26 protein-coding genes are annotated in these 26,741 nt (G+C 61.5%); 13 read left to right on the forward strand and 13 right to left on the reverse strand.

The features are described from left to right. Nucleotides 1–101 precede the first annotated feature (101 nt). The 3 genes from HJB84_RS24305 to HJB84_RS24315 are packed head-to-tail and all read left to right on the forward strand — an operon-like array spanning nt 102 to nt 3,061. The gene (locus HJB84_RS24305) at nt 102–1,238 is read left to right on the forward strand and encodes an ABC transporter substrate-binding protein (protein WP_221117136.1); all 1,137 of its coding nucleotides are present in this window, start codon (nt 102–104) and stop codon (nt 1,236–1,238) included. Between the two features lie 6 nt (nt 1,239–1,244). Beyond that, a complete protein-coding gene (locus HJB84_RS24310) occupies nt 1,245–2,315 on the forward strand; it encodes an iron ABC transporter permease (protein ID WP_207580713.1) in 1,071 nt (356 codons plus the stop codon). Then, entirely contained in the window at nt 2,309–3,061 is a 753-nt protein-coding gene (locus tag HJB84_RS24315) for an ABC transporter ATP-binding protein (protein ID WP_207580714.1), read from the forward strand. The genes HJB84_RS24310 and HJB84_RS24315 overlap by 7 nt, the downstream gene beginning before the upstream one ends. Before the next feature lie 22 nt (nt 3,062–3,083). Here the strand turns inward: HJB84_RS24315 and HJB84_RS24320 are convergent, their stop codons facing one another. The 4 genes from HJB84_RS24320 to HJB84_RS24335 all read right to left on the reverse strand — a co-directional run bounded on the left by HJB84_RS24320 (nt 3,084) and on the right by HJB84_RS24335 (nt 7,355). Next, nucleotides 3,084–4,034, reverse strand: coding sequence for a sugar-binding transcriptional regulator (locus HJB84_RS24320; RefSeq protein ID WP_207580715.1), 951 nt, complete (start codon nt 4,032–4,034; stop codon nt 3,084–3,086). A gap of 21 nt (nt 4,035–4,055) precedes the next feature. Then, a complete protein-coding gene (locus HJB84_RS24325; protein WP_221117137.1) occupies nt 4,056–5,522 on the reverse strand; it encodes an FGGY family carbohydrate kinase in 1,467 nt (488 codons plus the stop codon). A 67-nt stretch (nt 5,523–5,589) separates the two neighbouring features. Further along, a complete protein-coding gene (locus tag HJB84_RS24330) occupies nt 5,590–6,546 on the reverse strand; it encodes a transketolase family protein (protein WP_221117138.1) in 957 nt (318 codons plus the stop codon). After that, nucleotides 6,546–7,355, reverse strand: coding sequence for a transketolase (locus HJB84_RS24335; protein WP_221117139.1), 810 nt, complete (start codon nt 7,353–7,355; stop codon nt 6,546–6,548). Before HJB84_RS24335 ends, HJB84_RS24330 begins: the two co-directional genes overlap by 1 nt. 203 nt (nt 7,356–7,558) lie before the next feature. Here HJB84_RS24335 and HJB84_RS24340 point away from each other — a divergent pair, with 203 nt between their 5' ends. The 5 genes from HJB84_RS24340 to HJB84_RS24360 all read left to right on the forward strand — a co-directional run bounded on the left by HJB84_RS24340 (nt 7,559) and on the right by HJB84_RS24360 (nt 13,137). After that, nucleotides 7,559–8,539, forward strand: coding sequence for an ABC transporter permease (locus HJB84_RS24340; RefSeq protein ID WP_221117140.1), 981 nt, complete (start codon nt 7,559–7,561; stop codon nt 8,537–8,539). A 118-nt stretch (nt 8,540–8,657) separates the two neighbouring features. Beyond that, nucleotides 8,658–9,587 (forward strand): sugar ABC transporter substrate-binding protein, encoded by a 930-nt coding sequence (locus tag HJB84_RS24345; protein ID WP_020050236.1) that lies wholly within the window; start codon nt 8,658–8,660, stop codon nt 9,585–9,587. 131 nt (nt 9,588–9,718) lie between these two features. Continuing rightward, complete coding sequence (locus tag HJB84_RS24350; RefSeq protein ID WP_221117141.1) at nt 9,719–11,197, forward strand: sugar ABC transporter ATP-binding protein; 1,479 nt, start codon at nt 9,719–9,721, stop codon at nt 11,195–11,197. A gap of 78 nt (nt 11,198–11,275) precedes the next feature. Beyond that, complete coding sequence (locus tag HJB84_RS24355) at nt 11,276–12,064, forward strand: SDR family oxidoreductase (RefSeq protein WP_221117142.1); 789 nt, start codon at nt 11,276–11,278, stop codon at nt 12,062–12,064. 290 nt (nt 12,065–12,354) lie between these two features. Then, nucleotides 12,355–13,137 carry a glucose 1-dehydrogenase gene (locus HJB84_RS24360; RefSeq protein ID WP_221117143.1) on the forward strand — a complete coding sequence of 261 codons (783 nt, stop codon included), beginning with the start codon at nt 12,355–12,357 and terminating at the stop codon, nt 13,135–13,137. Between the two features lie 379 nt (nt 13,138–13,516). Here the strand turns inward: HJB84_RS24360 and HJB84_RS24365 are convergent, their stop codons facing one another. After that, nucleotides 13,517–14,284, reverse strand: coding sequence for an SDR family oxidoreductase (locus HJB84_RS24365; RefSeq protein WP_207580724.1), 768 nt, complete (start codon nt 14,282–14,284; stop codon nt 13,517–13,519). A 337-nt stretch (nt 14,285–14,621) separates the two neighbouring features. On the opposite strand from HJB84_RS24365, the gene HJB84_RS24370 reads away from it, so the two are divergent. The 3 genes from HJB84_RS24370 to mobB are packed head-to-tail and all read left to right on the forward strand — an operon-like array spanning nt 14,622 to nt 16,696. Next, nucleotides 14,622–15,530 (forward strand): DMT family transporter, encoded by a 909-nt coding sequence (locus HJB84_RS24370; RefSeq protein WP_221117144.1) that lies wholly within the window; start codon nt 14,622–14,624, stop codon nt 15,528–15,530. A gap of 21 nt (nt 15,531–15,551) precedes the next feature. Further along, nucleotides 15,552–16,181: a molybdenum cofactor guanylyltransferase MobA gene (gene mobA / locus HJB84_RS24375; protein WP_221117145.1), complete on the forward strand. Its 630-nt coding sequence runs from the start codon at nt 15,552–15,554 to the stop codon at nt 16,179–16,181. Further along, nucleotides 16,178–16,696, forward strand: coding sequence for a molybdopterin-guanine dinucleotide biosynthesis protein B (mobB, locus tag HJB84_RS24380; protein WP_207580727.1), 519 nt, complete (start codon nt 16,178–16,180; stop codon nt 16,694–16,696). The genes mobA and mobB overlap by 4 nt, the downstream gene beginning before the upstream one ends. Here mobB and HJB84_RS24385 read toward each other — a convergent pair. The 3 genes from HJB84_RS24385 to HJB84_RS24395 form a co-directional block, all read right to left on the reverse strand. Continuing rightward, nucleotides 16,631–18,772, reverse strand: a complete 2,142-nt coding sequence (locus HJB84_RS24385) for an ATP-binding protein (protein WP_311045001.1) — start codon at nt 18,770–18,772, stop codon at nt 16,631–16,633. The genes mobB and HJB84_RS24385 overlap by 66 nt on opposite strands. Next, on the reverse strand, nt 18,765–20,276 hold the full coding sequence (locus tag HJB84_RS24390) for an ATPase domain-containing protein (RefSeq protein WP_207580728.1): 1,512 nt from the start codon (nt 20,274–20,276) through the stop codon (nt 18,765–18,767). Before HJB84_RS24390 ends, HJB84_RS24385 begins: the two co-directional genes overlap by 8 nt. A gap of 161 nt (nt 20,277–20,437) precedes the next feature. After that, nucleotides 20,438–21,331 (reverse strand): LysR family transcriptional regulator, encoded by an 894-nt coding sequence (locus HJB84_RS24395; RefSeq protein ID WP_221117146.1) that lies wholly within the window; start codon nt 21,329–21,331, stop codon nt 20,438–20,440. Nucleotides 21,332–21,470: 139 nt separating this feature from the next. Between HJB84_RS24395 and HJB84_RS24400 the strand changes: the two genes are divergently transcribed. Then, nucleotides 21,471–21,866 (forward strand): cupin domain-containing protein, encoded by a 396-nt coding sequence (locus HJB84_RS24400; protein ID WP_207580730.1) that lies wholly within the window; start codon nt 21,471–21,473, stop codon nt 21,864–21,866. A 14-nt stretch (nt 21,867–21,880) separates the two neighbouring features. Continuing rightward, on the forward strand, nt 21,881–22,870 hold the full coding sequence (locus HJB84_RS24405) for an aldo/keto reductase (RefSeq protein ID WP_221117147.1): 990 nt from the start codon (nt 21,881–21,883) through the stop codon (nt 22,868–22,870). Nucleotides 22,871–23,077: 207 nt separating this feature from the next. Here HJB84_RS24405 and maiA read toward each other — a convergent pair whose 3' ends face one another. The 5 genes from maiA to HJB84_RS24430 form a co-directional block, all read right to left on the reverse strand. Next, complete coding sequence (gene maiA / locus HJB84_RS24410; protein ID WP_207580732.1) at nt 23,078–23,713, reverse strand: maleylacetoacetate isomerase; 636 nt, start codon at nt 23,711–23,713, stop codon at nt 23,078–23,080. Next, nucleotides 23,710–23,862, reverse strand: a complete 153-nt coding sequence (locus HJB84_RS24415) for a hypothetical protein (RefSeq protein WP_207580733.1) — start codon at nt 23,860–23,862, stop codon at nt 23,710–23,712. Before HJB84_RS24415 ends, maiA begins: the two co-directional genes overlap by 4 nt. A gap of 99 nt (nt 23,863–23,961) precedes the next feature. Continuing rightward, on the reverse strand, nt 23,962–24,378 hold the full coding sequence (locus HJB84_RS24420; protein WP_207580734.1) for an organic hydroperoxide resistance protein: 417 nt from the start codon (nt 24,376–24,378) through the stop codon (nt 23,962–23,964). A gap of 191 nt (nt 24,379–24,569) precedes the next feature. Further along, a complete protein-coding gene (locus HJB84_RS24425; RefSeq protein WP_221117148.1) occupies nt 24,570–25,892 on the reverse strand; it encodes a HAMP domain-containing sensor histidine kinase in 1,323 nt (440 codons plus the stop codon). Further along, nucleotides 25,889–26,629 (reverse strand): response regulator, encoded by a 741-nt coding sequence (locus HJB84_RS24430; RefSeq protein ID WP_221117149.1) that lies wholly within the window; start codon nt 26,627–26,629, stop codon nt 25,889–25,891. The genes HJB84_RS24425 and HJB84_RS24430 overlap by 4 nt, the downstream gene beginning before the upstream one ends. Nucleotides 26,630–26,741: the final 112 nt, after the last annotated feature.

Raw genomic sequence — 26,741 nt, forward strand, 5'->3', positions numbered from 1 at the left:
CAGTGCATCAGTTTGGAAATGCTCTAAAACATATAACTTGATTCACAAAGTCATATTTCTTATGGCTGCGGACATTATTCAGACGTCAGGGGAATTTCCAGATGAATTTCGTGAAAATGCTCGCAGTCTCCGCAGCTGCGATTGCCGGCCTGATGCCGCTATCGGCCTGGGCGCAGTCCTTCACCATCAAGGATGTCGCTGGCCGCGAAGTCAGCTTCGACAAGCCGGTCGAGCGGGTGATCCTCGGCGAAGGCCGCATGCTCTACGCCGTCGCGCCGATCGAGAAGGAAGATCCCTTTGCCAAGATCGTCGGCTGGCGCAACGACCTCTGGACCACCGACAAGGACGGCTTCAACGCCTATGTCGAAAAATTCCCCAAAGGCAAGGACCTGCCCTTCCTCGGCAATCTCACCGACGGCACGCTGCAGACCGAGACGGTGGTCAAGCTTCATCCGGATGTGCTGCTGCTCCCGATCGGCAACAAGACGGCAGCGGACGAGGTGAAACTCGAAGAGATACTCGCCGGCATCGGCGTCAAGATCGTCTATATCGATTTTCGCGAGCACATCCTCGCCAACACCGAACCGAGCCTGAAGATCCTCGGCCAGCTCTTCGGCCATGAGGACCGCGCCGAAGCCGTCGCCAGCTTCTGGAAAGAGCAGATGGCACGCGTCACCGACAGGCTGAAAGCGGCCAATCCGCCGAAGCCGAACGTGTTCATGTATCGCGCCGCGGGCTTGGTCGAGTGCTGCGGTACCTTCGGTCCCGATAATTTCGGCCTGATGGTCGATTGGGCCGGCGGCCACAATCTCGGCTCCGATTTCCTGCCCGGTTATACCGGCTCGATCAATGCCGAGCAGGTCGTCGCCTCCAATCCCGATGTCGTCGTCGTCACCGGCTCCAACTGGAGCCAGACCAAGAATGCCAAGGACTTTGTCAATGTCGGCCCGAACGCCGCTTCCACCTTCGGCGACAGCCGCAAGGCGCTGAACACGCTGATGGAAAACCCGGCCTTCACCGGCTCCAAGGCGGTCGCCGGCGGCAATGTCCATGCGATCTGGCACCAATTTTATACCAGCCCCTACCAGTTCGTCGCCGTCCAGCAGCTGGCGAAGTGGTTCCACCCGAACCTCTTTGCCGATCTCGATCCGGATGCCACCTTCAAGGAATTCCACGAAAAATTCCTGCCGGTCGCCTATCAGCCGGGTTACTGGGTCGACGCCAAGGCGGCTGAGTAACCCGCGATGGCCGAGGTCGCCGCCATATCGATCGAAGCCGAAGCCGGGAGAGAGCGCTACCGCGCCCTTGCCCGGCGCAAGCTTTTGATCCTGGCCGCCATGACGGCGGCGCTCTGCCTGTCCTTTGCCGTCGATCTCGCCTGGGGCCCGGCCCGCTACAGCCTCGGTGAGGTCGTCGCCGCCCTCCTCGACCCGTCTTCCGTTTCCGATCAGGTGCGGGCCGTCGTCTGGAATATCCGCATGCCGGTCGCCGTCATGGCCATCGTCGTCGGCGCCTCGCTTTCGGTCGCCGGCGCGCAGATGCAGACGATCCTCGCCAATCCGCTCGCCAGCCCCTTCACACTCGGCATCTCGGCAGCGGCAAGCTTTGGCGCCGCGCTTGCAATCGTCACCAGCGTTCCGCTTCTGCCTGTGGCAGCCGGCCTGCTGGTGCCCGTCAATGCCTTCATCATGGCGCTGATCGCCACGCTCTTTATCCATTTCGTCTCGCAGGCCCGCGGCGTCTCGGTGCAGACGGTGGTGCTGCTCGGCATCGCCCTGGTCTTCACCTTCAACGCGGCTCTCGCCTTCCTGCAATATCTCGCCTCCGAACAGGCGCTGTCTGCAGTCGTCTTTTGGACGATGGGCAGCCTCACCAAGGCCACCTGGCCGAAAATCTGGGTGACACTTGCCGTGCTGCTGCTGGCCCTGCCGCTCTTTGCCCGCAACGCCTGGGCGCTGACGGCGATCCGCCTCGGCGAGGACAAGGCCGCAAGCTTCGGCGTCAATGTCCGCCGCATCCGGCTGGAAACCATGCTGGTTGTCTCGCTGCTTGCCGCCGTACCCGTCAGCTTTGTTGGCACCATCGGTTTCGTCGGCCTCGTCGGGCCGCATATCGCCCGTATGATTCTCGGCGAGGATCAGCGCTTCTTCCTGCCGGGCTCGATCCTCTCCGGCGCGCTGCTCCTGTCGCTGACCTCGATCGTCTCGAAGTCGATCATCCCCGGCGTCGTCTTCCCGATCGGCATCATCACCGCGCTGGTCGGCGTGCCCTTCTTCTTCTCGCTCATCCTCTCGAACAGGAGCCGGTCGTGGTAGCGCTTCAATTGCAGTCGGTCGGCGCCTATCACGGCCGCAACCTCTTCGTCGAAGACGTCACGACGCCGGTGATGAAATCGGGCGAGTTGATTGCGGTGATCGGCCCGAACGCCGCCGGCAAATCCACCCTCTTCAAGCGCATCACCGGCCTGCTCAAGGGGCCGGGTCACGTCGTCGTCGAAGGCTCGAAGACGAAAAATGCCATCAGCTACATGCCGCAGGATACCTCGGCCAATGCCGTGCTGACCGTCTACGAATCCATTCTGCTCGCCCGCAAGCAGGGCGAGTCCTGGGCCGTCGGCGACGGCGACCTGCGCTTCATCGACGAGATCATGGCAGCCCTCGATATCAGCGCCCTGGCCTTCCGCGATCTCGGCGCGCTCTCCGGCGGCCAGCGCCAGCTCGTCTCGATCGCCCAGGCGCTAGTGCGTGAGCCCGAAATCATGCTGATGGACGAGCCCACAAGCGCGCTCGACCTCCACCGCCAGGTCGAGGTCCTCGACTTCATGCGCCGCCGGGCCCGTGCTAAAGGCATGATCGTCCTGGTCGCCATCCACGACCTCAACCAGGCGCTCCGCTTCGCCGACAAAGTCCTCGTCATCGCCAATGGCCGCATGCGTGCCTGCGGCACCCCAAGCGACGTCGTCACCGCCGAGATGCTGCGGGAGATTTATAAGGTCGAGGCCCGGGTGGAAAAATGCTCGCTGGACCACGACCATGTGATCGTTGATGGGAAGGCTCATTGAGCTTAGCCAAAATCGGCCGGCCTCAGTCGATCAATCGCTGCGCGGTAAACTTGTCCGTGACAAGCATGTCGATCACCCCCACGCGGAGTGCGCCTGCGATAGCGTCCGTCTTTTTGGACCCGCCGGCGAGTGCAATCACCCGGTCCACGCGTTCAAGCTCCTCGAGCGGAAGTCCAATGACCCGGTCGTCCAGCGGCGTCTTGACCGGCTTGCCATTCTTGTCGAAGAAGCGAAGCGAGATGTCGCCGACGGCTCCCGCTTCCGCGAGATCAGACAGTTCGCGCGATGAAAAGATGTTGCCGGACCGCGCGAGAAGTTCGGACGGTTCGACGGCTCCGATTCCGACGATCGCCAGCGTGATGCTGCCGAACAGGTCCATCGTCTCCCGGACGTACGGATCGGCCTGCATAAGAAGTTTTGCCTCTCTGGACGTCGTAACGCCCTGCACGGCAAGCAGTTTCGGCTCAGCGCCGGTCAGCCGGGCAAGCCGCGTGGTAAGCTGCGTCGCATGCGTCTGTACGGAAGGATCGCCCATGCCGCCAAGGGTTTGGACGACGAACTTCGCCTGAGCGCTCTTCTGCGGATGAATGTTCTCCACCATCTTGAAGATGGTCTGGCTCCAACTCGAAACGCCGATGATCTCCCCCGGCGCAAGCGTCACCTCCAGGAGGTGGGCCGCCGCCTCTCCGATACGGGCCATGATGGCGCCGTCCCGGTCTTCCGTGCACTCCACGACGATCGCCTCCGGCAGATCATATTTCTCGCGAAGCGCGCGCTCAAGCTCGCTGTAGGTGCCGACGGGGGGAGTGACGCTGGTTCGCACGATATCTTCAGCCTCGGCACGCTTGAGCATGCGCGACACCGTCGCCTGCGACAGGCGAAGGTGCTGTGCGATCTCCGCCTGTCGCCGTCCCTCCAAGTGGTACATCTGGGCGACCCTTGATATGAGGCGGAGTTCGTTGAGGCGAGTCATCGCTAATCCCAGTGTGAATTTTTATTCATCATTAGCGGTTGTATCGCGTGACGTCGAGCGGGCAAGTGCATCATTCCATGTATCCAGAAGCACCGCGCGATCCACCGGTTCCGGGTCAATGATCTGCGAGCTCCGAGGCAGCTCTGCGATAACATTAAGATCGCTCCACAAACCAAGTGAGAGACCTGCGAGATAGGCGGCCCCCAAAGCCGACGCCTCGGGTGCTTCGCATTGGATCACGGGATGTTCGATGAGGTTGGAGACACACTGCATCAGGAAACGGTTCTGGCTCGGGCCGCCATCGACATAGAGCGCTCCGAGTTCGCCGCCGCTTTGTGCTCGCATGGCGGCGATCACGTCGTGCACCTGGAAGGCGATCGAATCGGTGACCGACCGCGCCATTTGCGCACGGGTCGTATTGAAATTGATCTGGGAAAACAGGGCACGGGCGTCGGAGTTCCAATAGGGTGCGCCCAGTCCCACGAATGCGGGCACGAAACCCGGTCCGCCGGGTTCGGCGCTCGCCGCAAGTTCGACAAGGGCTGCCACATCGGAAAGGCCGAGAATATCAGCCATCCAAGGCAGGCTGGCGGCGCAAACGAGAATATTGCCTTCGAAAGCGAAAGTCGGCTTTCCCCCGAGACGCCAGGCGACGGTCGTTGTGACGCCGTTGCGTGGCGGAATAAATCGCGCAAGCGTCGTCATGATGGAAGAACCGGTTCCAAAGGTTACCTTGCCATCACCCGGCTTGAATGCGCCATGACCGAACAGCGCCGCATGGCTGTCTCCGATCGCGGCCATTACAGGCGTTCCATCCGGCACGCCTGGCAAGCCTTGCGTCCTGCCGAAGTCGGCAGAGCTGTCGAGCACCTCTGGCAGCAGCGCGATATCGACGCCGAAAATCTCGCCGAGTTCCTCACTCCATCTCTGCTCCTTCAGATCGAACAACTGGCTCCTGGCGGCGTTGGAAGCATCGCAGACATGCCGGCGCCCGCCTGTCAGGCAGTGGACGAGCCAGCTGTCGACCGTTCCCAACCGGGCCGATCGCCCAGCCGGTATACGGTCGAGCAGCCATCGGAATTTCGAACCCGGAAACATCGGATCGAGTGGCAGGCCTGTCAGCGCCTGCACACGGTCAAGATGGCCTTCGGCAATGAGACGCTCGCAATCTGGTGCCGTTCGACGGCACTGCCAGCTGACCAGCGGTCCAAGTGCCTCTCCCGTTTCGGCGTCCCAGGCAGTGACCGACTCGCGCTGATTGGAAATCGCCACCGCCGCGATAGTCACGTCGGGCGTGGCCTTCAGGCAGGCGTCGATCGCCTCGCAAACGGATGCATAGAGCCGGCGTGGGTCCTGTTCGACCCAGCCTGGTTTTGGATAGGTAATGCCGACCGGCGCCGAACCTCTGCCGACAATGTCTCCCTTCTCGGAAACGAGAACGGCCTTTGAATTGGTCGTGCCCTGGTCGATTGCCAAAATTGCCCGCATTCCATCCTCCCCGGATCAGGTGGCGGCCGGGGTGAAAATGCGCCCCGGCCGGTCCACGCGATCCTAATTACTTGCGCCTGATCAGCGACTGTGCGGCGTCGGCGATTGCCGACGGCGCCATCCCGAATTCGTCGAGCAGGAACTCTGCCGAACCGGTTGGAGCGTAGACGCCGGGAACGCCGAGACGTTTCATCGGCACTGGAGCATTGTCGACCACCACTTCGGCGACCGCGGAGCCGAGCCCGCCGAAGATCGAATGCTCTTCGGCCGTGACGATCGCTCCGGTTTCCCTAGCCGCAGCGATGATGGCGTCCTCGTCGATCGGACGAACCGTTGCTAGGTTGAGCACTCTGGCATTTATGCCGCGTTCTGCGAGGATCTCAGCGGCCTTCAAAATTCGATGGGTCAAAGTGCCGTTGGCGATAAGGGTGACGTCGGAACCCTGGCGAAGCAGGTTTGCCTTGCCAAGTTCGAACTTGTGACCCTCCGGAAGTAGATCCGGCACACCGACGCGAGAGAGACGCAGGAAACAGGGCCCGTTATAGGCCGCGGCCCACTCGACCGCAGCAGCTGTTTCGATGCGGTCACAAGGCGCGATGACCGGAAGATTGGGCAGAACCCGCGTCCAGGCGAAGTCTTCGATCGAGTGATGGGTCGGACCGAGTTCGCCATATGCCATTCCCGAAGAAATACCCACAAGCTTGACGTTGGCATTCGAATACGAAATGTCGGCCTTGATCTGCTCCAGCGACCGTCCCGTTAGAAACGGCGCGGCGGCGCACACGAACGGAAGGCGCCCGCCATTGGCGAGGCCTGCTGCAACCCCCACCATATTCTGCTCGGCGATACCGACATTGACGAGGCGCTCTCCAAACCTAGCCTTGAAACCGCCGAGCTTGGAGGAACCGACGGAGTCGTTGCAGACGGCAACGATCGTTTCGTTTTCGGCGGCCAGCCGTTCAAGTGTCGAGGCGAATGCGTCGCGGCAATCGTAGAGCTTGGCTGCGTTTACTGGCGCGTTCATTAGTGTGCCTCCGACAATTCTGCCACTGCGATGTCGTATTGTTCCTTGCTCGGTACCTTGTGGTGCCAGTCGACCCGGTCCTGCATGAACGAGATTCCATGGCCCTTGTTGGTATGGGCCACGATGCAATGCGGTCTCGATCCCTTATGTTCGAGGGCCGAAACGACTTCGCTCATCGTGTTCCCGTTGATCTCGGTGACCTCCCAATCGAAAGCTTCAAGCTTCGGACGAAGCGGGGCGAGATCGTTGGTTTCCGAAAGGGCGGCGCCCTGCTGAAACCTGTTATGGTCGATGACCAGCGTCAAATTGTCGAGCTTGAACTGCGCGGCGGCCATGATCGCTTCCCAGTTGGAGCCCTCCTGCATCTCACCGTCGCCGGTGACGACATAGGTGTGATATTTTGCACCCGAGAGCTTGGCGGCTTTCGCCATTCCGACTGCGACCGGAAGACCGTGGCCGAGCGGCCCGGTATTCGTTTCGACGCCAGGAACCTTGTTGCAATTTGGATGCCCGTTCAGCCTCGAATGCGGCTTCAAAAAGGTGGAAATCTCCTCCTCCGGGATGAAGCCGCGTTTTGCGAGCGTCACGTACAGGGCGCAGGCCGTATGCCCCTTCGAAAGAACGAACCTGTCGCGGTCGGGATGTCCAGGCTGATCGGGCCAAACATTCAGGACACGAAAATAGAGGGCAGCCAAAATGTCGATGACCGACATTTCGCCGCCAATATGGCCGGCGCCCGCTTCGAAGACCGCCTGCAGATCGCGCAATCGGATCTCGCGAGCGACCCGCTCGAGTTCTCTCGTATTCATGGGTTCCTCTTGTGAATAAATATTCATTAATCAATATTCTTGCACTGCAGCGCGATTGTCAAGCCCTTTAAGCCGTTGTCCGGCGACCGCAGGACCAGAAAACCCTATTGACAGCCGGAAGGCAAATTGTTAATGAATTTTCCAGCATTAGTGAATATTTATTCTTAGAACGCTTAGCGGTCAGCCTGGCATGAGGAGGAACAATGGTGGCGCTCGATATCAATGAAAACGGGCTTTCGTCCGGCGCCTGGTTGAGCAAGCTCAAGGGAGCCACCGGCCCACTCGTCGGGCTGCTTGTGCTTTGCGTCTTTCTGAGCGTCAGCACCGACACGTTTCTTTCGGTTCGCAACGGCCTCAACATCCTCGATCAGATCACCGTCCTTGGCATCATGGCCGTCGGAATGACCTTTGTCATTCTGATCGGCGGCATCGATCTCTCGGTCGGCTCGGCACTCGCTCTGGCGATGATGGTCATGGGCTGGACTGCGAATGTCGCCGGTCTGCCGCTGCCGGTCGCGATCGTTTTTGCCCTGGTCGCATCCGGGGTTTCGGGGCTGATCGTCGGACTTCTGGTGACGCAGTTCAGGGTTCCGGCCTTTATTGCCACTCTGGCGATGATGTCGGCTGCCCGCGGCGTCGCCAATATGATCACGGACGGCCAGCAGATCGTCGGGTTCCCCGACTGGTTTATGATGCTGGCAATCGATCGCCATTTCGGCGTGTTGACCGCCACCGTGTTTCTCATGCTTGCCGTGGTTCTTGTGGCGTGGCTTTTCCTGCACTTCCGGTCCGAAGGTCGCATGCTCTACGCGGTCGGCGGAAATCCGGAAGTCGCGCGCCTTGCGGGTATCAACGTCCCACTCGTGACGATTGGCGTCTACGTCGTAAGTTCCGTCCTTGCCGGGCTCGCAGGCATCGTACTCGCCGCCAGGCTGGACTCCGTCCAACCATCAAGCGGTCTCGGCTATGAGTTGGATACCATCGCTGCGGTCGTCATCGGCGGAACGTCGCTCTCCGGCGGCGCCGGCGGGATCGGAGGAACACTGATCGGTGTTCTTATCATCGGCGTCCTTCGCAACGGCCTCAATCTTTTGAACGTTTCGCCGTTCCTGCAGCAGGTGATCATCGGCATCGTCATCGTGCTCGCGGTCGGCGCGGAGACTATTCGTCGGCGTCGCGCTTGACGAACGGGGTTCGCCGGGTCGGCGGGCCGGAAAATTCCGCTCCAAGGGTTTGGGGCGGATCAATACCCCGAGGGGGAGGACATACCCGAGGGTTCCATCAAACAACGGAGGAAATACAATGAAAATTGCGCGCACCATGCTCGCGTCCGCTGCACTGCTCGGCCTCACGCTCGGCCCCGTACACGCAGCCGAACTGAAGAAGCTCGGCTTGGCCGTTGCCAACCTTCAGGCAAACTTCTTCAACCAGATCAAGCAATCGGTCGAAGCCGAAGCCAAGAAGCGCGGCATCGAAGTCATCACGGTCGACGCAAAGGGCGACGGGCCGACACAGGTCAATCAGATCCAGGACCTGCTGACCCAGAAAATCGATGCGCTGATCTACATTCCGGCAGGTGCGGCCGCTGCGACCGTTCCGGTCAAGCTTGCCAAGAGCGCTGGTATTCCGGTCGTGAACGTTGACCGCAATGCCGAGGGAGCACCCGGCGATACCTTCCTTGCAACGGATTCTGTCGCCTCTGCCAAGGCGGTGTGCGACTACATTCTGAAGGAAGCCGGCGGCAAGGGGAAGATGGTCATCATCCACGGCCAGAAGGGCACGACGCCGGAAGTCGATCGTTCGAAGGGCTGCGCTGAATCGCTCAAGGCATATCCGGATGTGAAGGTTGTCGCCGAGCAGTTCTCGAACATTTGGAGCCAGGACGAAGGATTCCAGATCATGCAGAATATGCTGCAGGCAAATCCGGACGTTTCGATCGTCTTCGCCCAGGCCGACGGCCTCGCTCTTGGCGCCGCGCAGGCGATCAAGGTCGCCAATCCTTCCCAGAAGATCGTAGTCGGCGGCTTCGATGGTGACACCGCCGCGCTCGAAGCGCTCAGCAAGGGCGTCTTCAACGTAACGGCGACCCAGCAGACGCAGAAGATGGGCCGCGACGCGGTTGAAAATGCCGCCAAGCTTGTTGCCGGAGAGAAGGTGCCGCCGGTCCAGCTCATGGATGCCACGCTGACAACCAAGGAAAACGTCGCAGGCTTCATCGCCAACCATCCCTAAAGCATGTCCCGCAAAAGTGTGCCGCGGTTTTGCGGCAACGACATGCGTAGATTCAAAGTGTTAGAGCGCCCTTTGTGCGTCCGAATGGACGCACGGCGCTCTAATGAACCGACGTCTTGAGGAGGTGTGCCGTGACTGATCCAGTTCTTTCCCTGAGGGGCATATCCAAGTGGTATGGGCCGCTCCAGGTTCTGAAGAATGTCAGCTTGGACGTTTATCCGGGCGAAGTGGTAGCACTTCTCGGTGAAAACGGAGCCGGCAAGTCGACGCTATCTGGCATCATCGCCGGGTCACGCACGCCGTCCGAAGGATCAATGACTTGGCTGGGGCAGTCTTATGCCCCAGCCTCCCCAAGGGAAGCGATCGACAAGGGCGTCGTCCTTATCCATCAGGAACTGCAGCTGCTGCCACAGCTGTCGATCGCGGAAAACGTCTTCATCGGGCGCTGGCCGATGAAGAACGGCGTCATCGACCGTGCTCAAATGGTTCGCCGCGCCCAGGAGCAGCTTGCTCGCCTCAATCTTCACATACCCGCCACCCGCAAGGTCGCCGGCCTTTCCACCGCAAATCAGCAACTCATCGAAATCGCCAAGGCGCTGGCTCTGAATGCCAAGCTCCTGATCCTCGACGAACCGACCGCGGCCCTTGGTGGTGCCGAGACGGAAGCTCTTTTCGAACAGGTTCGAAAGCTTCGGTCAGAGGGTGTCGGCATCGTCTACATTTCCCACCGCATGGAAGAGATCAAGCGAATAACCGACCGGGTCGTCGTTCTTCGCGATGGCGAACGCGTGCAGGAATTCTCCGACAGCGCGACACCGGTGCGAACGATCGTCGAAAGCATGGTCGGACGCCCGCTTGACCGCTTGTTCCCGGCCCTGCCGGTTCCGACAGACCATCCGGTGCTCCAGGTGTCGGGGCTGAGCTCGCCGGACAACTCGTTCCGTGACGTTACCTTCGATGTGCACGCCGGCGAAATTCTCGGAATCGCCGGACTGGTCGGCGCTGGCCGCACCGAACTTGTCCGCGCGATTTCGGGCGCGGACCCGATCAGTGCAGGTTCGATCAAGCTGGAAGGTGAAGAACTCAGGCTGCGCGCTCCGGCAGACGCGATCGCCAAAGGCATCGTCATGGTCCCGGAAGACCGCAAGGAGCAAGGCCTGGTTGTCGGGCACCGGATCGGCGAGAACATTATCTACGCCAATCTTGACAAGCTGGGCGGGCGTTGGATTACCCCGCGCGTCAAGCGCGCGTTTGCGGAGAAGGCAGTTGCCAAGTTCGGCGTAAAGGGCCGCGCGGAGCAAAATGCCTCGGACCTGTCCGGCGGCAACCAGCAGAAGGTCGTCATCGCGAAATGGCTGATGCGCGATCCCAAGGTCGTCGTACTCGACGAACCGACGAGAGGCATCGACGTCGGCGCCCGCGCCGGCATCTACGACATCATCGTCAATCTTGCCAAACGGGGCGTGGCGGTCATCGTCGTCAGCTCGGACCTCGAGGAAGTTCTCGGAGTTTCCAATCGCATTCTCGTGCTTGCCCAAGGCAAACAGGCAGGCATTCTCAACCGTGACGAGGCGAATGACGTTTCGGTCATGGAGCTAGCCACCATCTAAAGCAATTCCAGCAAAAGTGTGCAGCGGTTTTGCGCCAGGAATTGCATGAAAACAAAACAGACACAGAAAGGAAGAGCGGTGTCCGACATCACTCTGAACGCCCCGAAGCTTTTCGACCTCAGCGGCCAGGTTGCCATCGTGACCGGAGCCGGGAGCGGCATTGGGCAACGTATTGCCATCGGCCTTGCACAGTGCGGCGCCGACGTGGCGCTGCTCGACCGTCGAACTGACGACGGGCTGGCGAGGACCGCCGAACATATCCACACCGCCGGCCGCCGTTCGATCCAGATCGCGGCGGATGTCACCAGCAAGTCTTCCCTTGCAGAGGCAATAGCACGGACCGAGACAGATCTCGGCGCATTGACGCTTGCAGTCAACGCTGCCGGCATCGCCAACGCCAACGCGGCTGAGGAGATGGAAGAGGACCAATATCAGACGTTGATGGATATCAACCTGAAAGGCGTCTTCCTTTCCTGCCAGGCCGAGGCGCGTGCCATGCTGAAGAATGGACGCGGCGCCATCGTCAACATCGCTTCCATGTCCGGTGTGATCGTCAACCGGGGGCTGAGCCAAGCGCATTACAACGCCTCGAAGGCGGGCGTGATCCATATGTCGAAGTCTATGGCAATGGAATGGGTCGGCCGCGGCATTCGCGTCAACACCATCTCCCCCGGATACACGGCAACGCCGATGAACACTCGTCCGGAGATGGTTCATCAGACCAAGCTCTTCGAAGAGCAGACGCCAATGCAGCGAATGGCAGCGGTGGACGAGATGGTCGGCCCGGCGGTGTTTTTGCTGTCGAATGCAGCAAGCTTCGTGACCGGCGTCGATCTTCTCGTCGACGGCGGTTTCTGCTGCTGGTGATGCGAAACGCGCATTGCCGGCAACTCGAAAACGATCTCGCTTCCTCCCTGGCAGAGATCGAGGCGCTGAAGGGGATAACGGGTAGACGGCGTGCGATATCGTCGTCTGCCCGCCCCTCACGCCGATCGAAAGGGTCCGTGGAACGGACAGAGGGTACGGTCTCCACGGATTGCTGAAGGCTTCGGAATTCACCGAGATTATTTTAGCACCCGCTTGAGTTCCAAAAATGATCGCAGACTGCGTCGCGCGCCCCAGATCGCTATCTATCCACGCTACCGGAAGGAAAGAGCATGAAACGCTTTGAGCAAAAGACCGTCGTCATTACCGGGGGCAGCCGCGGCATTGGAGCGGCCATCGCCAGGCGCTTTGCCCGCGAAGGCGCCAATCTCGTCGTCTCCGCCAACGAAGACCTGGTTCACGGCGTTGCCGAGCAAATCCGGGCCGAAGGCGGCAAGGCGATTTCCTTCATCGGCGACGTCACCGACAAGGCGAGCGTCATTGCCCTCTACGATGCAGCCGAGAAGGAATTCGGCTCTGTCGACGTCTCGATCCAGAATGCCGGCGTCATCACCATCGCCCGCGTCGAGGACCTCTCCGAAAACGAGTGGGACAAGGTCATGGCCGTCAACACCAAAGGTGTCTTCCTCTGCGCCCAGGAGGCGATTTCCAGAATGCGCAAGCACAAGCGCGGCGGCCGCATCATCAACACCGCCTCCGGCCAGGCTCGCGACGGCTTCATCTACACCCCGCACTACGCCGCCTCGAAAATGGGCGTCGTCGGCATCACCCAGAGCCTCGCCAAGGAAGTCGCCACCGAAAAGATCACCGTCAACGCCTTCTGCCCCGGCATTATCGAGACAGACATGTGGGCCTATAACGACCAGGCCTGGGGCAAACTGCTGGGCAACTACGCCCCGGGCGAGTTGATGAAAGAATGGGTCGAAGGCATCCCGATGAAACGCGCCGGCTCCGGCGAAGACGTCGCCGGCCTGGTCACCTTCCTCGCCAGCGACGACGCCGCTTACATCACCGGCCAGACGATCAATGTCGATGGCGGGTTGATCATGTCGTAGGTGAGATTCTGGCTTTACCTGCCATATGCCTTTCGCTTGCCGCTCAAGCGTTCGTCGCTGACGCTCCTCACCCCCCTCATCTGCCCTGGCGGGCATCTTCTCCCCGCTGGGGAGAAGGGGGAGCAAGCCGCTTCTCCCGTTTCCATAAACGATGCCTTCAGGAAGGGCGGGACGCCCCCACGAGTCCCTTCTCCCCAGCGGGGAGAAGATGCCGGCGGGCAGATGAGGGGGGTGAGCGGCAAAGCCGCGAAGGCGAAGGGCTGCGACTGAGCACCACGATCAGCCCTCATCCTGAGGCGCGTAGGCCATCGGCCGAAGCCTCGAAGGACGAGGGCGGGTGGCTCGACCTCCGACATACACCGTACGCCCCTCACCTCACTTACGTCCGACTAATCGAAACCCCACCATCGGCCAGCATCGCCGTCCCCGTCACGAAGCTCGACATATCAGACGCCAGGAACAGCGCCGCATTGGCGATCTCTTCCGGTTGCGCCATGCGTTTCAGCGCGTGCAGTCCCTCCACGAAGGCGAGCAGGTCGGGAGTGGCATCCGGCGCGTTGGTGATGCTGGCAGGCGTGTCGGTGCCGCCTGGAAGCAGGGCGTTGACGCGGATCTTTTGTCGCCCGAGTTCGGCGGCAAGCACCTGCACGAAGCCGATCAGCCCCGCTTTGCTCGCCGCATAGGCGGCCATCCCAGGCATGCCGACGGTATGGCCGACGAAAGTCGAAGTGAAGATCAGCGATCCACCACGCTCACCCATCGCCGCGGACTGGTATTTGGCGCCGAGGAAGGCGGCGGTGAGATTGGTCTCGATCGTCTCGCGCCAGCCCTCCGACGACAGCCCGGCGACCGGTCCCATCTCGCCGAGAATACCGGCATTGTTGAAGCCGATGTCGAGCCCGCCGAAGCGTGAGATTGCCGTCTCGACGAGCCTTTCCTGCAACGCCTCGTCCTTGACATCACCCGATATGGCGACAGCATGCCCGCCCTCCGCCTCGATCTCGGCGACCACGGCGCCGAGTGCGTCCTGTCGCCGTCCGGTGACCACGAGCTTGGCACCCTCCCGCGCAAAAAGTTTCGCCGCCGCGCGGCCGATGCCGGAACTGGCGCCGGTGATGATCGCGACCTTGTCGTTCAAAAGTGTCATGTCCGTTTCTCCTCAGTTGTCGAGACACCTGAGATCTCAAAGATCAGCCGATGCAGCCACCCGTTTCCCGCGCGGGAAAAGAAAACGGCTTGAGGCCGATGATTTCAGTCGGAGCGACGGCCCCTTTGGAGCATGTTTGAAGCGCTGATCGCCGCGCCGGAAGGATTGATTTTCCTCGATGAAACAGGATCTGCCACGTATCCCGCTCACACCCCGGCCTTGACGTCTACGCCATTGTGCACCGCATCATCGATTTATCCCGGGTGTGACATTCATCCGATTCCCATCATCTATCTTCCCGACTAAGAAGGGGCGCACAGGTAACGGGAATCTCTTCATGCCGCGGTCACGCAATACTGAGGGCGCCATCTATATGAGCATGGCGATGGCCGGCTTTTCCGCAAGCGACGCTCTCTCCAAATCGGTGATCGCCTATATGAACGCCGGTGAGATCATGTTCCTGCGCGGCCTTTTCACCAGCCTGCTGGTCTATCTGATCGCCTGGAAAATGGGCGCTCTGCGCTCCTGGCGCACCGTGCTTAAGCCGATCATCATCCTCAGGATCATCTGCGAGATGATCGCCGCCGTCACCTATATTACCGCGCTCGGCATGATGCCGATCGCCAATGCCTCGGCGATCCTGCAGTCACTGCCGCTGGTTGTCACCTTCGGCGCTGCGCTCTTCTTTGGCGAGCCTGTCGGCTGGCGGCGCTGGTCGGCAATCCTCGTCGGTCTTGTCGGCGTGATGATCATTATCCGCCCCGGCCCCGAAGGCTTCACCGCCGCCGCCCTCCTCTGCGTCGGCTCGGTGCTGTCGACGGCCAGCCGTGATCTCGCGACACGGTCGATCGACCCGGAGATTCCCTCGCTGATGATCACCGTCATCACCGCCATCTCTGTTTCCTTCTTCGGCGCACTGCTCATTCCCGTGCTCGGCGGCTGGCAGCCGGTCAGCGCCACCTCGCTCGGGCACCTCCTGCTCGCCTCGGTGCTGGTGCTCGTCGGCTACCAGTCGGTCATCCTCGCGATGCGCACCGGCGAAATTTCCTTCGTCGCGCCGTTCCGCTATACAAGCCTGATCTTCTCATCGCTGCTCGGCTTCTTCTTCTTCGCCGAAGTGCCAGACAGCTGGATGCTGGTGGGGGCTGCGATCGTCATCGCCTCCGGCCTCTATACGTTCTATCGTGAGGCCAAGCGCCGCGTATCGCCGATCGCGCAGGAATCTGCGCCGCGCGCACCGGTGTGACGAAGGTTCTGGGGCAGGATGATGGCTGAATTCTCGCTGGAAAAGTCCGATATAGCAGGCGTCGTGCTGGCCGGCGGCCGCTCGCAGCGCATGGGCCGTGACAAGGCGGGCGTGATGCTTGGGGACGAGAGCATGCTGCGCCATGTGCTGACCCGCCTCTCGCAGCAGGTCTCCCCGGTTGCCGTCAATGCCGATGCCGCCGCCGAGGACGTAATCGTCGTCCCTGACCGTTTTCCCGGCAAGGCCGGGCCGATGGCCGGCATCCATGCAGCGATGGTCTATGCCGCCGGCCTGCCCTCGATCAGCCATGTCGTCACCGTCTCGGTCGATTGCCCGTTCTTCCCAGCCGATCTCGTCGCCCGGCTGGCGGCAGCGGTCGAACGCCCGTCGCAGATTGCCATCGCCGCCTCCGAGGGCCGCAGCCATCCTGTCTTCGGGCTCTGGCCGGTGACGTTGGCCGCCGATCTCGAAGCCTGGATCGCCACCGACGACAAGCGCCGCGTGCGCGACTTCCTGTTGCGGCATGACGTTACGGAAGTGACGTTTCCGCTGCATCCGACCCGCGCCAGCCTGCTCGATCCCTTCTTCAACATCAACACGCCGGATGATCTCGTCGAGGCGGAACGCTGGCTGGAGGCCCTGCGCGCATGACCGCACCGAAGATCTTCGGCATTGCTGGCTGGAAGAATTCCGGCAAGACCGGGCTCGCCGTCCGGCTGGTCACCGAATTCACCCGCCGCGGCTACAGGATCTCGACGATCAAGCACGCTCATCATGATTTCGATATCGACAAGGTCGGGGCTGACAGCTACCGCCACCGCCAGGCCGGCGCCCATGAGGTCACCATCGTCTCCGGCACCCGCTACGCCATCATGCACGAGCTGCGCGGAGCACCCGAACCTGAGTTCGAGGAGATCCTCGCCCGGCTCGCCCCCTGCGATCTCGTTCTGATCGAAGGCTATAAGCGCGAACCGATCCCGAAGATCGAGGCCCGCCGCCTGGAGGCAGCCAATCGCCAACCGCTGGCACCGAGCGATGCCCATATCTGTGCCATCGCCGCCGATCATGCCGTCACGGATTCGGCGCTGCCGGTTTTCGATCTAGACGACACAGGCGCCATCGCCGATTTCATCGCAGCAATCGTCGGCCTTGAACAGCGCCCCTGAACCACGCGCGCTGATGGAGCCGATAACCGGAGCCGTCTCGCGGGCCAGCGCCTTGGCGATTTCCTTGGCAAGCTGGGCTTGATTATAGGGTTTACCCAATCTCGGAATATCGATGTCGGTGCCGGCGGGAAGATCGGCATACCCTGTCGCCAGCACGATCGGCAGCGTCGGGTGAATATCCCGCACAGCCTGGGTGAGCTGTGCGCCGGTCATACCCGGCATCGAATAGTCGGTGATCATCAGATCGAAATGCTGACCGCTCCTGATCAGCTCCAGCGCATCCGCGCCGGAATTTGTCTCGACGACCTCATGGCCGAGATCTTCGAGCATGTCGACCGAACTCATGGCGATCAAGGCATCGTCATCGACCAGAAGGATCTTCAGTCCGGAGGCAGATTGCGGGATGGGCAGCTCCATCTCGGCCGGCCGCTCCGGCCGCCGTTCGGTCGCCGGTAGCCACAACTCCGCAGTCGTTCCGACCCCAGGCTCGCTTGTCAGAAACAGTGCGCCATTGAGCTGAACGGCAAGCCCGTGGATCATCGACAAGCCGAGACCCGTGCCTTTCCCGAGTTCCTTGGTGGAGAAAAACGGATCGACGGCCTTCTTCAGCGTCTCCGCGTCCATGCCGGTGCCGCTGTCAGCCACCGCCAACACAAGATAGGCTCCGTCGCCCAGATCGCCGCCAGCGCCGACAACCTGTTCTTCGCGCAGCGATATGGACAGCGTCCCCCCATCCGGCATCGCATCGCGGGCATTGACCGCAAGGTTGAGCAGCGCCAATTCGAGCTGGTTCGCATCGATCAGCGCCGGCCGCAGTCTCGCCGGGAGATTGGTCTCGATGCTGATCGAGGATCCGACCGAGCGCCGCAGCAAGTCGTTCATGCCGGAGACAAGATCGGCCAGATCGACGGGCTTGACCTGCAGATCCTGCTGTCTGGCAAAAGCCAGCAAACGCTGGGTCAGCGCCGCTCCGCGTCGCGCGCCCTGAAGCGCCCCGTCGACCAGACGCGTTGCCTTGGCATCTCCGGCCACGTGTTTGCCGAGCAGTTCCAGATTTCCGAGAACGACCATCAGCAGATTGTTGAAGTCATGGGCAACACCGCCAGTGAGTTGGCCGATCGCTTCCATTTTCTGGGATTGGCGAAGCTGCTCCTCGGCTCTCTCACGCTGGGCGACCTCTTCGAGCAGTGTCTGGTGAGCGGCATTGACCTCCCGGGTCCGTTCCCGGACACGCACTTCGAGGGTTTCATTGAGCCGCCTCAGATTCTCCTCGATGGTCTTGCGGATGGTGGTATCGGAGCAGACCCCGACAAGCTTCCTGGCTGATCCATATCTGTCTGCATAAAGCTGGGCATGGACCTCGGTCCAATGCAGTGATCCATCCGGCCAGATCGTCCTGTGCTCGATCGAATAGTCGCGTCCGGTATCGACCGTCTCGCGCAGGCGTGCCAGCACAAGGTCGCGATCATCGGGGTGGATGCTGGCGATCAGATCATCGCGCGTCACCTCATCATCCGGCCCTCGACCGAAAACCGCTTTGCAGGTCGCCGAGGCCGACAAAGCCATTGTGGACAGTTCCAGCTCCCACGCGCCAAGGCGGCCGGCGGCGAGCGCCGTCTGCAACCGCCGCTCTCCCTCGCCCAGAGCCTCGAGCCGAGCGCGCGCTTCATACTGGCGCAGCCGTCCTTTCAGTGCGGTCCGCGCAACGCTGATGAAGGACGTGGCATGAAACGGCCTCTCCAGAAAAGTCACATTGCCGAGAACCTCGGAAAGCCTGGCGGCGGCGGGATTTCGTTCAGGCCCCCCGCCGCGTTGGGTCAGGACGATGAACGGCAGATCAGACCAGCTCGGCTGGGCGGCGACCCAGGCAGCAATTGGTTTCAGGTCACTTCCGCGGACGGCCTCTTCCGTCAGAACACCGACCGCTATTTCGTCATCGAGTGACGACGCGAAAAGATTGAGATCGGCAACCGTTATCGAGGATAATCCAGTCTCGGCGGTCAACGATGCTGCGACCTCGGCGTCGCGTCCGGCCGGTGCATAAATCAGGGCCTTCGGGTTGTGGAAATTAGGAATTGCCGCAGCCCTCGCTGTCGGTTGGCAAAAGCGGAGCGGACGTCGAGACGAATTCCGGAACGCCGCGAAGCACTCCCTGGAAACCGACGATGGGCTCTCCGAATGTCAGGCCGCCAGCATCGATCTGATACTCCCGGATGGTGTCCTCGTGGTGGCCGGTCCTCTTCTTGATGACGGAGACCGCCCGCCGCACACGTCCCACCGCCTCGAAGTAGCGCAGCAGGATGACGGTGTCGGCGAGATAGGTCACGTCGACGGGTGCCTTCATGTCGCCGAGCAGTCCGTGCTGGGCGACGGTGAGGAAGGTGTTTGCGCCTTGCCTGTTCAGATATTGCAGCAATTCGTGCATATGCAATATCAGCGAATTCTCATCCGGCATCGAGGCCTGATAGCCGTTGATGCTGTCGATGACCACGGTTTTCGCTCCCGATCTGTCAACGGAAGCACATACGCGGTGAGCGAATTCACCGGGCGACAACTCCGCGGCATCGAGCTGCTCGATATGCAGCAGACCCTCATCCCTCAGGGCCTCGAGATCCATGCCGAGCTGTTTCAGGCGCGCGAATAGCAAGCCCAACTCCTCGTCAAAAATGAAAACAGCCACCTTTTCGCGGCGTGCTATGGCCGCCATCACAAATTGAAAAGAGAAAGTGCTCTTGCCGGTGCCGGCAGGACCGAGAATCAGCGTGCTCGATCCTCGTTCGAGCCCACCGCCCAGAAGCAGGTCCAGCCCGGCAATACCGCTGGAAAGCTGATCGCGAACATAACTCGTCCTGTGTTCGGCGGCGACCAGGCGCGGAAACACGACGACACCGCCGGTCTGGATGGTGAAATCGTGATAGCCACCGCGGAAAGCCTGTCCGCGGTATTTCGTCACCCTTAAGCGTCGCCGTTCAGCGCCGTAATTCGGCGCCAGCTCATCGAGATGGATGACCCCGTGCACAACGCTATGCACCGTCTTGTCGAGCGTGTCGGAGGTCATGTCGTCAAGGAGAAGGACGGTCGCCCCCTGTCGGGCGAAATAATGTTTGAGCGCAAGGATCTGCCGGCGGTAGCGCAGCGAGCTTTGCGCAAGCAGCCTTATTTCGGACAGGCTGTCGAGAACCACCCGGCTCGGTCTGACCCGCTCGAAAGCTGCGAAGATTTCTCGTGTCGACTCGCCGAGTTCAAGATCGGATGAATAAAGCAGGCTTTGCTGCTGGTCGGCATCGAGCAGGCTTTCCGGAGGCACGAGCTCGACGACCTCGATTTTGCCGTCGATCACCATGCCGTGCGACGCAGCACCGGCCCGCAGTTCGCTGTCGGTTTCCGAAAGGGTGATGTAGAGCCCCTGCTCGCCGAGCCGAGCCCCTTCGATCAGAAACTGCAGCGCAATAGTCGTCTTGCCCGCTCCCGGATTTCCCTCAAGGAGAAACACGTGGCCGATGGAAAGACCGCCTGCCAGAATTGTGTCCAAACCGGACACACCGGTCCGGGCTTTCGTGGCAAGTGCCGCAGTATTCATTCATTGTTTCCTTCAGTTTCAAATGTGAATTAGTGGCGAGTGAAGGAATGTCAAATTGCCGGCGCAGCATGCTTTCGCTCCCGGCAGAGAGCTTGTCGCGCGTTGCAAGAGGGGCTGGCACGGATAGCTGCTCGCTGTCAGCGACCTGAAAATATCGGTCTCTACCCGCGATAGCGTAGTGCATCGACGACAAGGGCAAATGCCGGCGACGCATGCCGGCGGCTCGGATAATAGAGATGATAGCCGGGAAACGGCGGGCACCAGTCCTCCAGCACACGCACCAGCCGCCCATCGGCAAAATGCGCCTGCACGGCATCCTCCGGCAGATATGCCAGCCCCAACCCTGCCAGCACTGCGTTCAGCCGCAGCGCGATATTGTTGAAGACCAACTGTCCCTCGACCCGAACCCTGAGCGCGTGCCCGTCCTTCTCGAACTCCCAGGCATAGACGCCGCCATAGGTCGGCAGGCGCAGATTGATGCAATTGTGATCGGTCAGCTCCTGCGGCGTCAGCGGCGTCGCCCTGTTGTCGAAATAGGCGGGAGCGCCGACCACAGCCATGCTCATATCGGGGCCGATGCGCACCGCGATCATGTCTTTCGCGACTTGTTCTCCCAGCCGCACCCCCGCATCGTAACGTTCCGCCACGATGTCGGTCAGTCCGTAGTCGACAATGATCTCGACATGGATATCGGGATAATCAGGCAGAAGTTTTTCGAGGGCAGGCCAGAGAACCGCATTGGCCGCATGTTCGCCGGCATTGATGCGGATTGTGCCTGCCGGCTTCTCGCGGAACGCGCTCAAGGCAGCGAGCTCGCTCTCGATCTCATCGAGCCGTGGACCGATGGAGGCGAGCAGGCGTTCGCCCGCCTCCGTCGGCGAGACGCTGCGCGTCGTCCGTGTTAGCAATCGCAGCCCAAGCCGCTCCTCAAGCCCGCGAATGGTGTGGCTGAGCGCCGACTGCGAAACACCGAGCTTGCCCGCCGCCTTGGTAAAGCTCTGGGCGCGCGCAACGGCGAGGAAGGCGATCAGGTCGTTCACGGCAGGGCGCGGCATTTATGAAACTTTCTCATGGGTCCATGCCGTTTATAGCATCTAATCGCCATCCGGCCCACGCGTTAAATACTTTGCATCCCAGGCGGACGCCCGGCCGGCCCACCGGCCTGTCCACTCCAGATGTTGAAAGGAACGTGAGATGGACATCAAACGAAGCGGTTCGCAGCCTTCGGCCAAGGGACCGGCCGACTGGTTTACCGGCAGCGTGCGCGTCGACCCGCTGTTTGCAGTGACCAGCCCCGCCCGCACCGCCGGCGCCAGCGTCACTTTCGAACCCGGCGCCCGCACCGCCTGGCACACCCATCCGCTCGGCCAGACGCTGATCGTCACCTCCGGCTGCGGCCGCGTGCAGCGGGAAGGCGGCCTCATCGAAGAGATCCGTGCCGGCGACGTCGTCTGGTTCTCACCGGGTGAACGCCATTGGCACGGCGCATCGCCGACGACCGCGATGACCCATATCGCCATCCAGGAACAGCTCGACGGCAAGGTGGTCGACTGGATGGAGCAGGTCACCGACGCGCAATATCAAGATTAAGAAAGGAAACGGCTATGCAGAAGCGCGAACTCGGAAACAGCGGACTTCAAGTCTCGGCCATCGGTCTCGGCTGCATGGGATTGAGTTATGGTTATGGCCCAGCGACAGATATCCAGCAGGCGACCGCGCTGATCCGGCAGGCTGTCGAACGCGGCGTGACCTTCTTCGACACGGCCGAGGCCTATGGCCCCTATAAAAACGAAGAGCTTCTGGGAGAGGCGCTCGCCCCCTTCCGGAGCGAGGTCGTGATCGCCACGAAATTTGGTTTCAACTTCGATGCCAATGGCGGCCAGAGCGGCATGAACAGCCGTCCGGAGCAGATCCGCGCGGTGGCCGACCAGGCGCTGAAGCGCCTGAAGACCGACGTCATCGATCTGTTCTATCAGCATCGCGTCGATCCCGATGTCCCGATCGAGGATGTCGCGGGCACTGTCAAGATGCTGATTTCAGAAGGCAAGGTCCGGCATTTCGGTCTCTCTGAAGCCGGCGCCGAGACGATCCGCCGTGCCCATGCCGTCCAGCCGGTAACGGCGCTACAGAGCGAATATTCGCTGTGGTGGCGCGAACCCGAGCAGGAAATCCTGCCGACGCTCGAAGAACTCGGCATCGGTTTCGTTCCATTCAGCCCGCTGGGCAAGGGTTTCCTCACCGGCTCCATCAACGAGACGACCACCTTCGATAGCAAGGATTTCCGCAACGTCGTGCCGCGTTTTTCTCAAGAGGCGCGCAAAGCCAACCAAGCGCTCGTCGATCTTCTCGCCGAGATCGCCGCGAACAAAAAGGCCAGCCCCGCCCAGGTGGCTCTCGCCTGGCTCCTGGCGCAAAAACCCTGGATCGTGCCGATCCCCGGCACCACCAAGCTGCATCGCCTCCAGGAAAACATCCAGGCCGCCGGGGTCGAACTGACGGCGGACGATCTTGTCAGCATCGAACGCGCGCTCGCCACGATCAAGGTGGAAGGCGATCGTTATCCCGCCCATCTGCAGGCAAGGGTCAACCGCTGAGAAGCGATGTCATTCGCCGGATTTCAACACCGTAAGAGAAACAGCCAACCACCCTTTTCGTCATGCTCGGGATTGTCCCGAGCATCTGCAGCCGGTCAATAGGTAGCAGATCCTCGGCACAAGGCCGAGGATGACGAAGAGTAACGAGCGAAGATAACAAACTGAAAGCAACTGCTGTTATTTGTGACCGCTTCTTCACCAATCGCATCATCGTCTCGGCGCCGGCGCATTCTCCTGGAAAGCCGGTATCGCCTCAAGCCTTGCGACAATCTCTGCGATATGCGGCCATTGGGCGAGGTCGAAGCCCATCCGCCGGGCGCTGATTGCCTGCGGGAAGAGAAAAATATCGGCAACTCCGGGCCGATCTCCGACCGCGAAGGTCCCCTGTCTGCGGCCGGCGATCATCTTCTCCACGGCGGCCATTCCCTCGCCGACCCAATGACGGCTCCAGGCGGCAATCGCATCGGCGTCGGCCTGGAACGCCGATTTGAGATGGAGGCCGATCCGCGGCGGCAACAGCGCATGGATCTCGGCTGCGATCGCCAGCGCGATCGACCGCGCCAGCGCCCTGCCCTCCGCCGTGTCGGGCAGCAGCGGCGGTTGCGGCTGAAGCTCGTCGAGATATTCGATGATCGCCAGCGATTGGGTGATGAGGACACCGTTATCCGTCAGCAAGGCCGGCACCAGCCCCTGCGGGTTGACGCTGCGATATCCGGCCTGCCGGCTCTCTGCCTCTTCGCCAAGGATGGTCACCGGCAGCGCTTCCGCCGTCAGTCCCTTCAGGGCGAGCGCGATCCGGACTCTCGATGTCGCCGAGGAAATTTCATTCTGATAGAGTTTCACAGTCTTTCTCCCTGGTGGCCTGAAAGGGAAACCGCGGATGCCGCCGTCACCAGGCCCGTGAGCGGCGATGGCTCCTGCGAGCTTATGTCGTAGATGCAGGGCGCGGCGAAGACCACCGCTCCCAGAATGCAGATGATCATCAATCTCATCAAATCCTCCAATCGGCGAGGCCCGATCGGCCTCGTCCCGTTTGCTTTCGGCTCCTCTGCCCGCCGCCGCCAATAGCCTTTTGGCGGGCAATCGATCCGTCAGGCAATGGTCAATTCGACATGGATATTGCCGCGCGTCGCCTTCGAATAGGGGCAAGTCCGGTGCGCCTCATCCACCAATGCCTTCGCGACGTCCACTTCGATACCAGGCAGGCTGACCTTGAGGCGGGCCTGCAGGAAATAGTCGCCCTCGGTCGCCCCGAGATCGACCTCGGCATTCACGGCGGTCTCTGCCGGAAGCCTGACCTTCAGCTTGCCCGCAGCAATGCCGATCGCGCCGATGAAGCAGGCCGACCAACCGGCTGCGAAAAGCTGTTCGGGATTGGTGCCGGGCCGCGCGCTGCCGGGCGGCGAGAGCTTGATATCGAGCTGACCGTCGTCGCTCTGCGACGCGCCGTCGCGCCCACCGGTGGTGCGGGTCTTGCCGGTATAGAGAACCTTGTCGAACTTGGTCATGGGAACACTCCTGTTTGCGTCGCTTTACGCGAGTGGTCGCTACTCGCGACCGGGTTGACGGAGTGTGGTTTGACCGGCCGATATATCCGCCATGTTTCAGGAATCGGTCGAAATGTCACAAAACGTAGCATCCGCTGTCCACGACATCTTCCCGTACAAAACCGTCGAAAAACTTCCGCCGGCTGCAGTCATCACCGGAGGGTGACTTCCGCTGCCAACCCGCCGCCGGCGCGATTGTAGAGCGTCAGCGATCCGCCGATCTTCGCCGTTAGTTGCTGGGCGATCGCAAGACCGAGACCGGTGCCGCCGGTCTCCCGGTTGCGGGATTGCTCCAGCCGGAAGAAAGGCTGCATGGCGGCTTCGAGCATATCGTTGGGAATGCCGGGACCGCGATCCAGTACGGTGATGACGATTTCGTTCTCAGTGCTGCGCCCGACGCTGATCTCGGCGGCCCCGGCAAACTTCAACGCATTGTCGATGAAGTTCGACAGGATGCGGCGAAGGGCGTGCGGCTTGGTGAAGGCGGCGCCCTGAACCAGGCCGACGACCGTCACCGCCTTTCCGGTGTCCTGATAGTCGTAGGCGATGCTGTCGATGAACGAGGCGAGATCGATGCGGGCATTCTTCTCGCCGCTGCCGTGAGCGCTGCGCGCATAGGCAATACCGTCCTGGACAAGGCGCTGGATCTCGCCGAGATCGTGCACCAGCTTGTCCTTCTCAGGCGAATCCTCCGCCATGTCGGCGCGCAGCCGCATGCGGGTGATCGGCGTCTGCAGGTCATGCGCGATGGCCGCCAATATCTGCACCCGCTCTTCGAGGTAATGGGCGATCCTCTCCCGCATCGCGTTGAAGGCGCGTGCTGCGTACGCTACCTCGCTCGGCCCCGCTTCGCTCAAGGCCGGGCCATCCTTATTGGGATCGAGAGCATCGGCGGCAGCGGCCAGCTCGCCGAGCGGCCGGATCGCCTGGCGGACTGCAAACCACGTACAGAGGATGAGCAGCGCCATCTGGACGGCGAAGACATAGGGCAGCCATGCGGCGATCGGCATGACACCCTTGGGCGTGACGTCGATCGTCAGCGGGCTTCCGTCGCTCAGCGTCAGATGCGCCTGCAACCGGTTGACCTCGCCCGGAATCCGTTCGATCCGGATCGGAAAGCGATGCCCGATCGCCTCCTCTATCTTGCCTGCGATCTCCGCCCCCTTGCTTGATGTATCCGGCACGCCCGGAAGCCCGGGTCCGAGCACGAAGCGGTAGTTGCCGCGGCCGAGCCGATCCAGCAGATCGCCGCGTTCGCCGGGGGGAAGTCGGTCGAGAACAGCAATCGAGGTCGCAACATCGTTCTCCAGCGTGCCGAGCATCACGGCTTTGGCCGACATGGTGCGCTCCATATAGAGCACGCTGAACGACAGCCCGTAGGCAAGAGCGAGACCGATCAGCAGGATGAGGAAGATCCGTGATCGCAACGTGCTCGGCCACATCGAGCCCGAAATCAAAGGGATCGCCGCCCTCATTGACGCGGCTCCGAGATTTCCACCGGAACCGAAAACACATAACCTTCACTGCGCACCGTCTTGATGTAGATCGGTTCGCGTGCATCGTCGCCGAGCCGCTGCCGCAGGCGGCTGACAAGCAGATCGATCGAACGATCGAACAGATCGGCGTCGCGGCCCTGCGTCAGGCTGAGAAGCTGGTCGCGATTGAGGACCCGCTGCGGATGATCGATGAAGACGCGAAGCAGACGGTATTCGGCGCCGCTGAGCGCAATCGCCGTTCCTTCCTTGTCGAGAAGATGCCGGCCGACCGTATCGAGCCGCCAGTCGCCGAAGCTCAGCAGTTGCCCCGCCTCGCTGATCTGCAGGTTGGGCGGCAGCATCCGCGTCCGTCGCAGCACCGCCTTGATGCGGGCAAGCAGTTCGCGCGCGGCAAAGGGCTTGGCAAGATAGTCGTCGGCGCCCATTTCCAGCCCGAGAACCCTGTCCATCTCGTCGGTGCGCGCCGTCAGCATCAGGATCGGGATCGCCTTGTGCCGCCCGCCCCGCAGTTCGCGGCAGAGCACCAGCCCGTCGTCGCCGGGCATCATCACGTCGAGCACGATCAGGTCGACAGCATTGCCTTCGAGAAAGCTGCGCATCTGCCGCCCGTCTGCGGCCACACTTGTCCTCAGGCCATTCTTCTGCAGATAGCCGGATACCAGCTCGCGGATTTCACGATCGTCGTCGACGACCAGAATGTGATCGACATGATCCATTTTTCCCTATCCTTACCGATGCAAGCGGCCGCGCCCTCCGCCTCGATGATCGAGGCGGCTGACGCGACCTACGCATATTGCGCTGGCCGGAGCAACGAGTGAACGGCGGCGT

The sequence above is a fragment of the Rhizobium sp. NZLR1b genome (genome assembly GCF_019685155.1).
GTDB lineage: Bacteria > Pseudomonadota > Alphaproteobacteria > Rhizobiales > Rhizobiaceae > Rhizobium.

Excerpts from the sequence above, each read along its gene's own strand:
- HJB84_RS24305 (WP_221117136.1), top strand. The coding sequence starts at position 102 with ATGAATTTCGTGAAAATGCTCGCAGTCTCCGCAGCTGCGATTGCCGGC.
- HJB84_RS24310 (WP_207580713.1), top strand. The coding sequence starts at position 1,245 with ATGGCCGAGGTCGCCGCCATATCGATCGAAGCCGAAGCCGGGAGAGAG.
- HJB84_RS24320 (WP_207580715.1), bottom strand. The coding sequence starts at position 4,034 with ATGACTCGCCTCAACGAACTCCGCCTCATATCAAGGGTCGCCCAGATG.
- HJB84_RS24325 (WP_221117137.1), bottom strand. The coding sequence starts at position 5,522 with ATGCGGGCAATTTTGGCAATCGACCAGGGCACGACCAATTCAAAGGCC.
- HJB84_RS24330 (WP_221117138.1), bottom strand. The coding sequence starts at position 6,546 with ATGAACGCGCCAGTAAACGCAGCCAAGCTCTACGATTGCCGCGACGCA.
- HJB84_RS24335 (WP_221117139.1), bottom strand. The coding sequence starts at position 7,355 with ATGAATACGAGAGAACTCGAGCGGGTCGCTCGCGAGATCCGATTGCGC.
- HJB84_RS24340 (WP_221117140.1), top strand. The coding sequence starts at position 7,559 with ATGGTGGCGCTCGATATCAATGAAAACGGGCTTTCGTCCGGCGCCTGG.
- HJB84_RS24345 (WP_020050236.1), top strand. The coding sequence starts at position 8,658 with ATGAAAATTGCGCGCACCATGCTCGCGTCCGCTGCACTGCTCGGCCTC.
- HJB84_RS24360 (WP_221117143.1), top strand. The coding sequence starts at position 12,355 with ATGAAACGCTTTGAGCAAAAGACCGTCGTCATTACCGGGGGCAGCCGC.
- HJB84_RS24365 (WP_207580724.1), bottom strand. The coding sequence starts at position 14,284 with ATGACACTTTTGAACGACAAGGTCGCGATCATCACCGGCGCCAGTTCC.
- HJB84_RS24370 (WP_221117144.1), top strand. The coding sequence starts at position 14,622 with ATGCCGCGGTCACGCAATACTGAGGGCGCCATCTATATGAGCATGGCG.
- mobA (WP_221117145.1), top strand. The coding sequence starts at position 15,552 with ATGGCTGAATTCTCGCTGGAAAAGTCCGATATAGCAGGCGTCGTGCTG.
- mobB (WP_207580727.1), top strand. The coding sequence starts at position 16,178 with ATGACCGCACCGAAGATCTTCGGCATTGCTGGCTGGAAGAATTCCGGC.
- HJB84_RS24390 (WP_207580728.1), bottom strand. The coding sequence starts at position 20,276 with ATGAATACTGCGGCACTTGCCACGAAAGCCCGGACCGGTGTGTCCGGT.
- HJB84_RS24395 (WP_221117146.1), bottom strand. The coding sequence starts at position 21,331 with ATGCCGCGCCCTGCCGTGAACGACCTGATCGCCTTCCTCGCCGTTGCG.
- HJB84_RS24400 (WP_207580730.1), top strand. The coding sequence starts at position 21,471 with ATGGACATCAAACGAAGCGGTTCGCAGCCTTCGGCCAAGGGACCGGCC.
- HJB84_RS24405 (WP_221117147.1), top strand. The coding sequence starts at position 21,881 with ATGCAGAAGCGCGAACTCGGAAACAGCGGACTTCAAGTCTCGGCCATC.
- HJB84_RS24415 (WP_207580733.1), bottom strand. The coding sequence starts at position 23,862 with ATGAGATTGATGATCATCTGCATTCTGGGAGCGGTGGTCTTCGCCGCG.
- HJB84_RS24420 (WP_207580734.1), bottom strand. The coding sequence starts at position 24,378 with ATGACCAAGTTCGACAAGGTTCTCTATACCGGCAAGACCCGCACCACC.
- HJB84_RS24425 (WP_221117148.1), bottom strand. The coding sequence starts at position 25,892 with ATGAGGGCGGCGATCCCTTTGATTTCGGGCTCGATGTGGCCGAGCACG.
- HJB84_RS24430 (WP_221117149.1), bottom strand. The coding sequence starts at position 26,629 with ATGGATCATGTCGATCACATTCTGGTCGTCGACGACGATCGTGAAATC.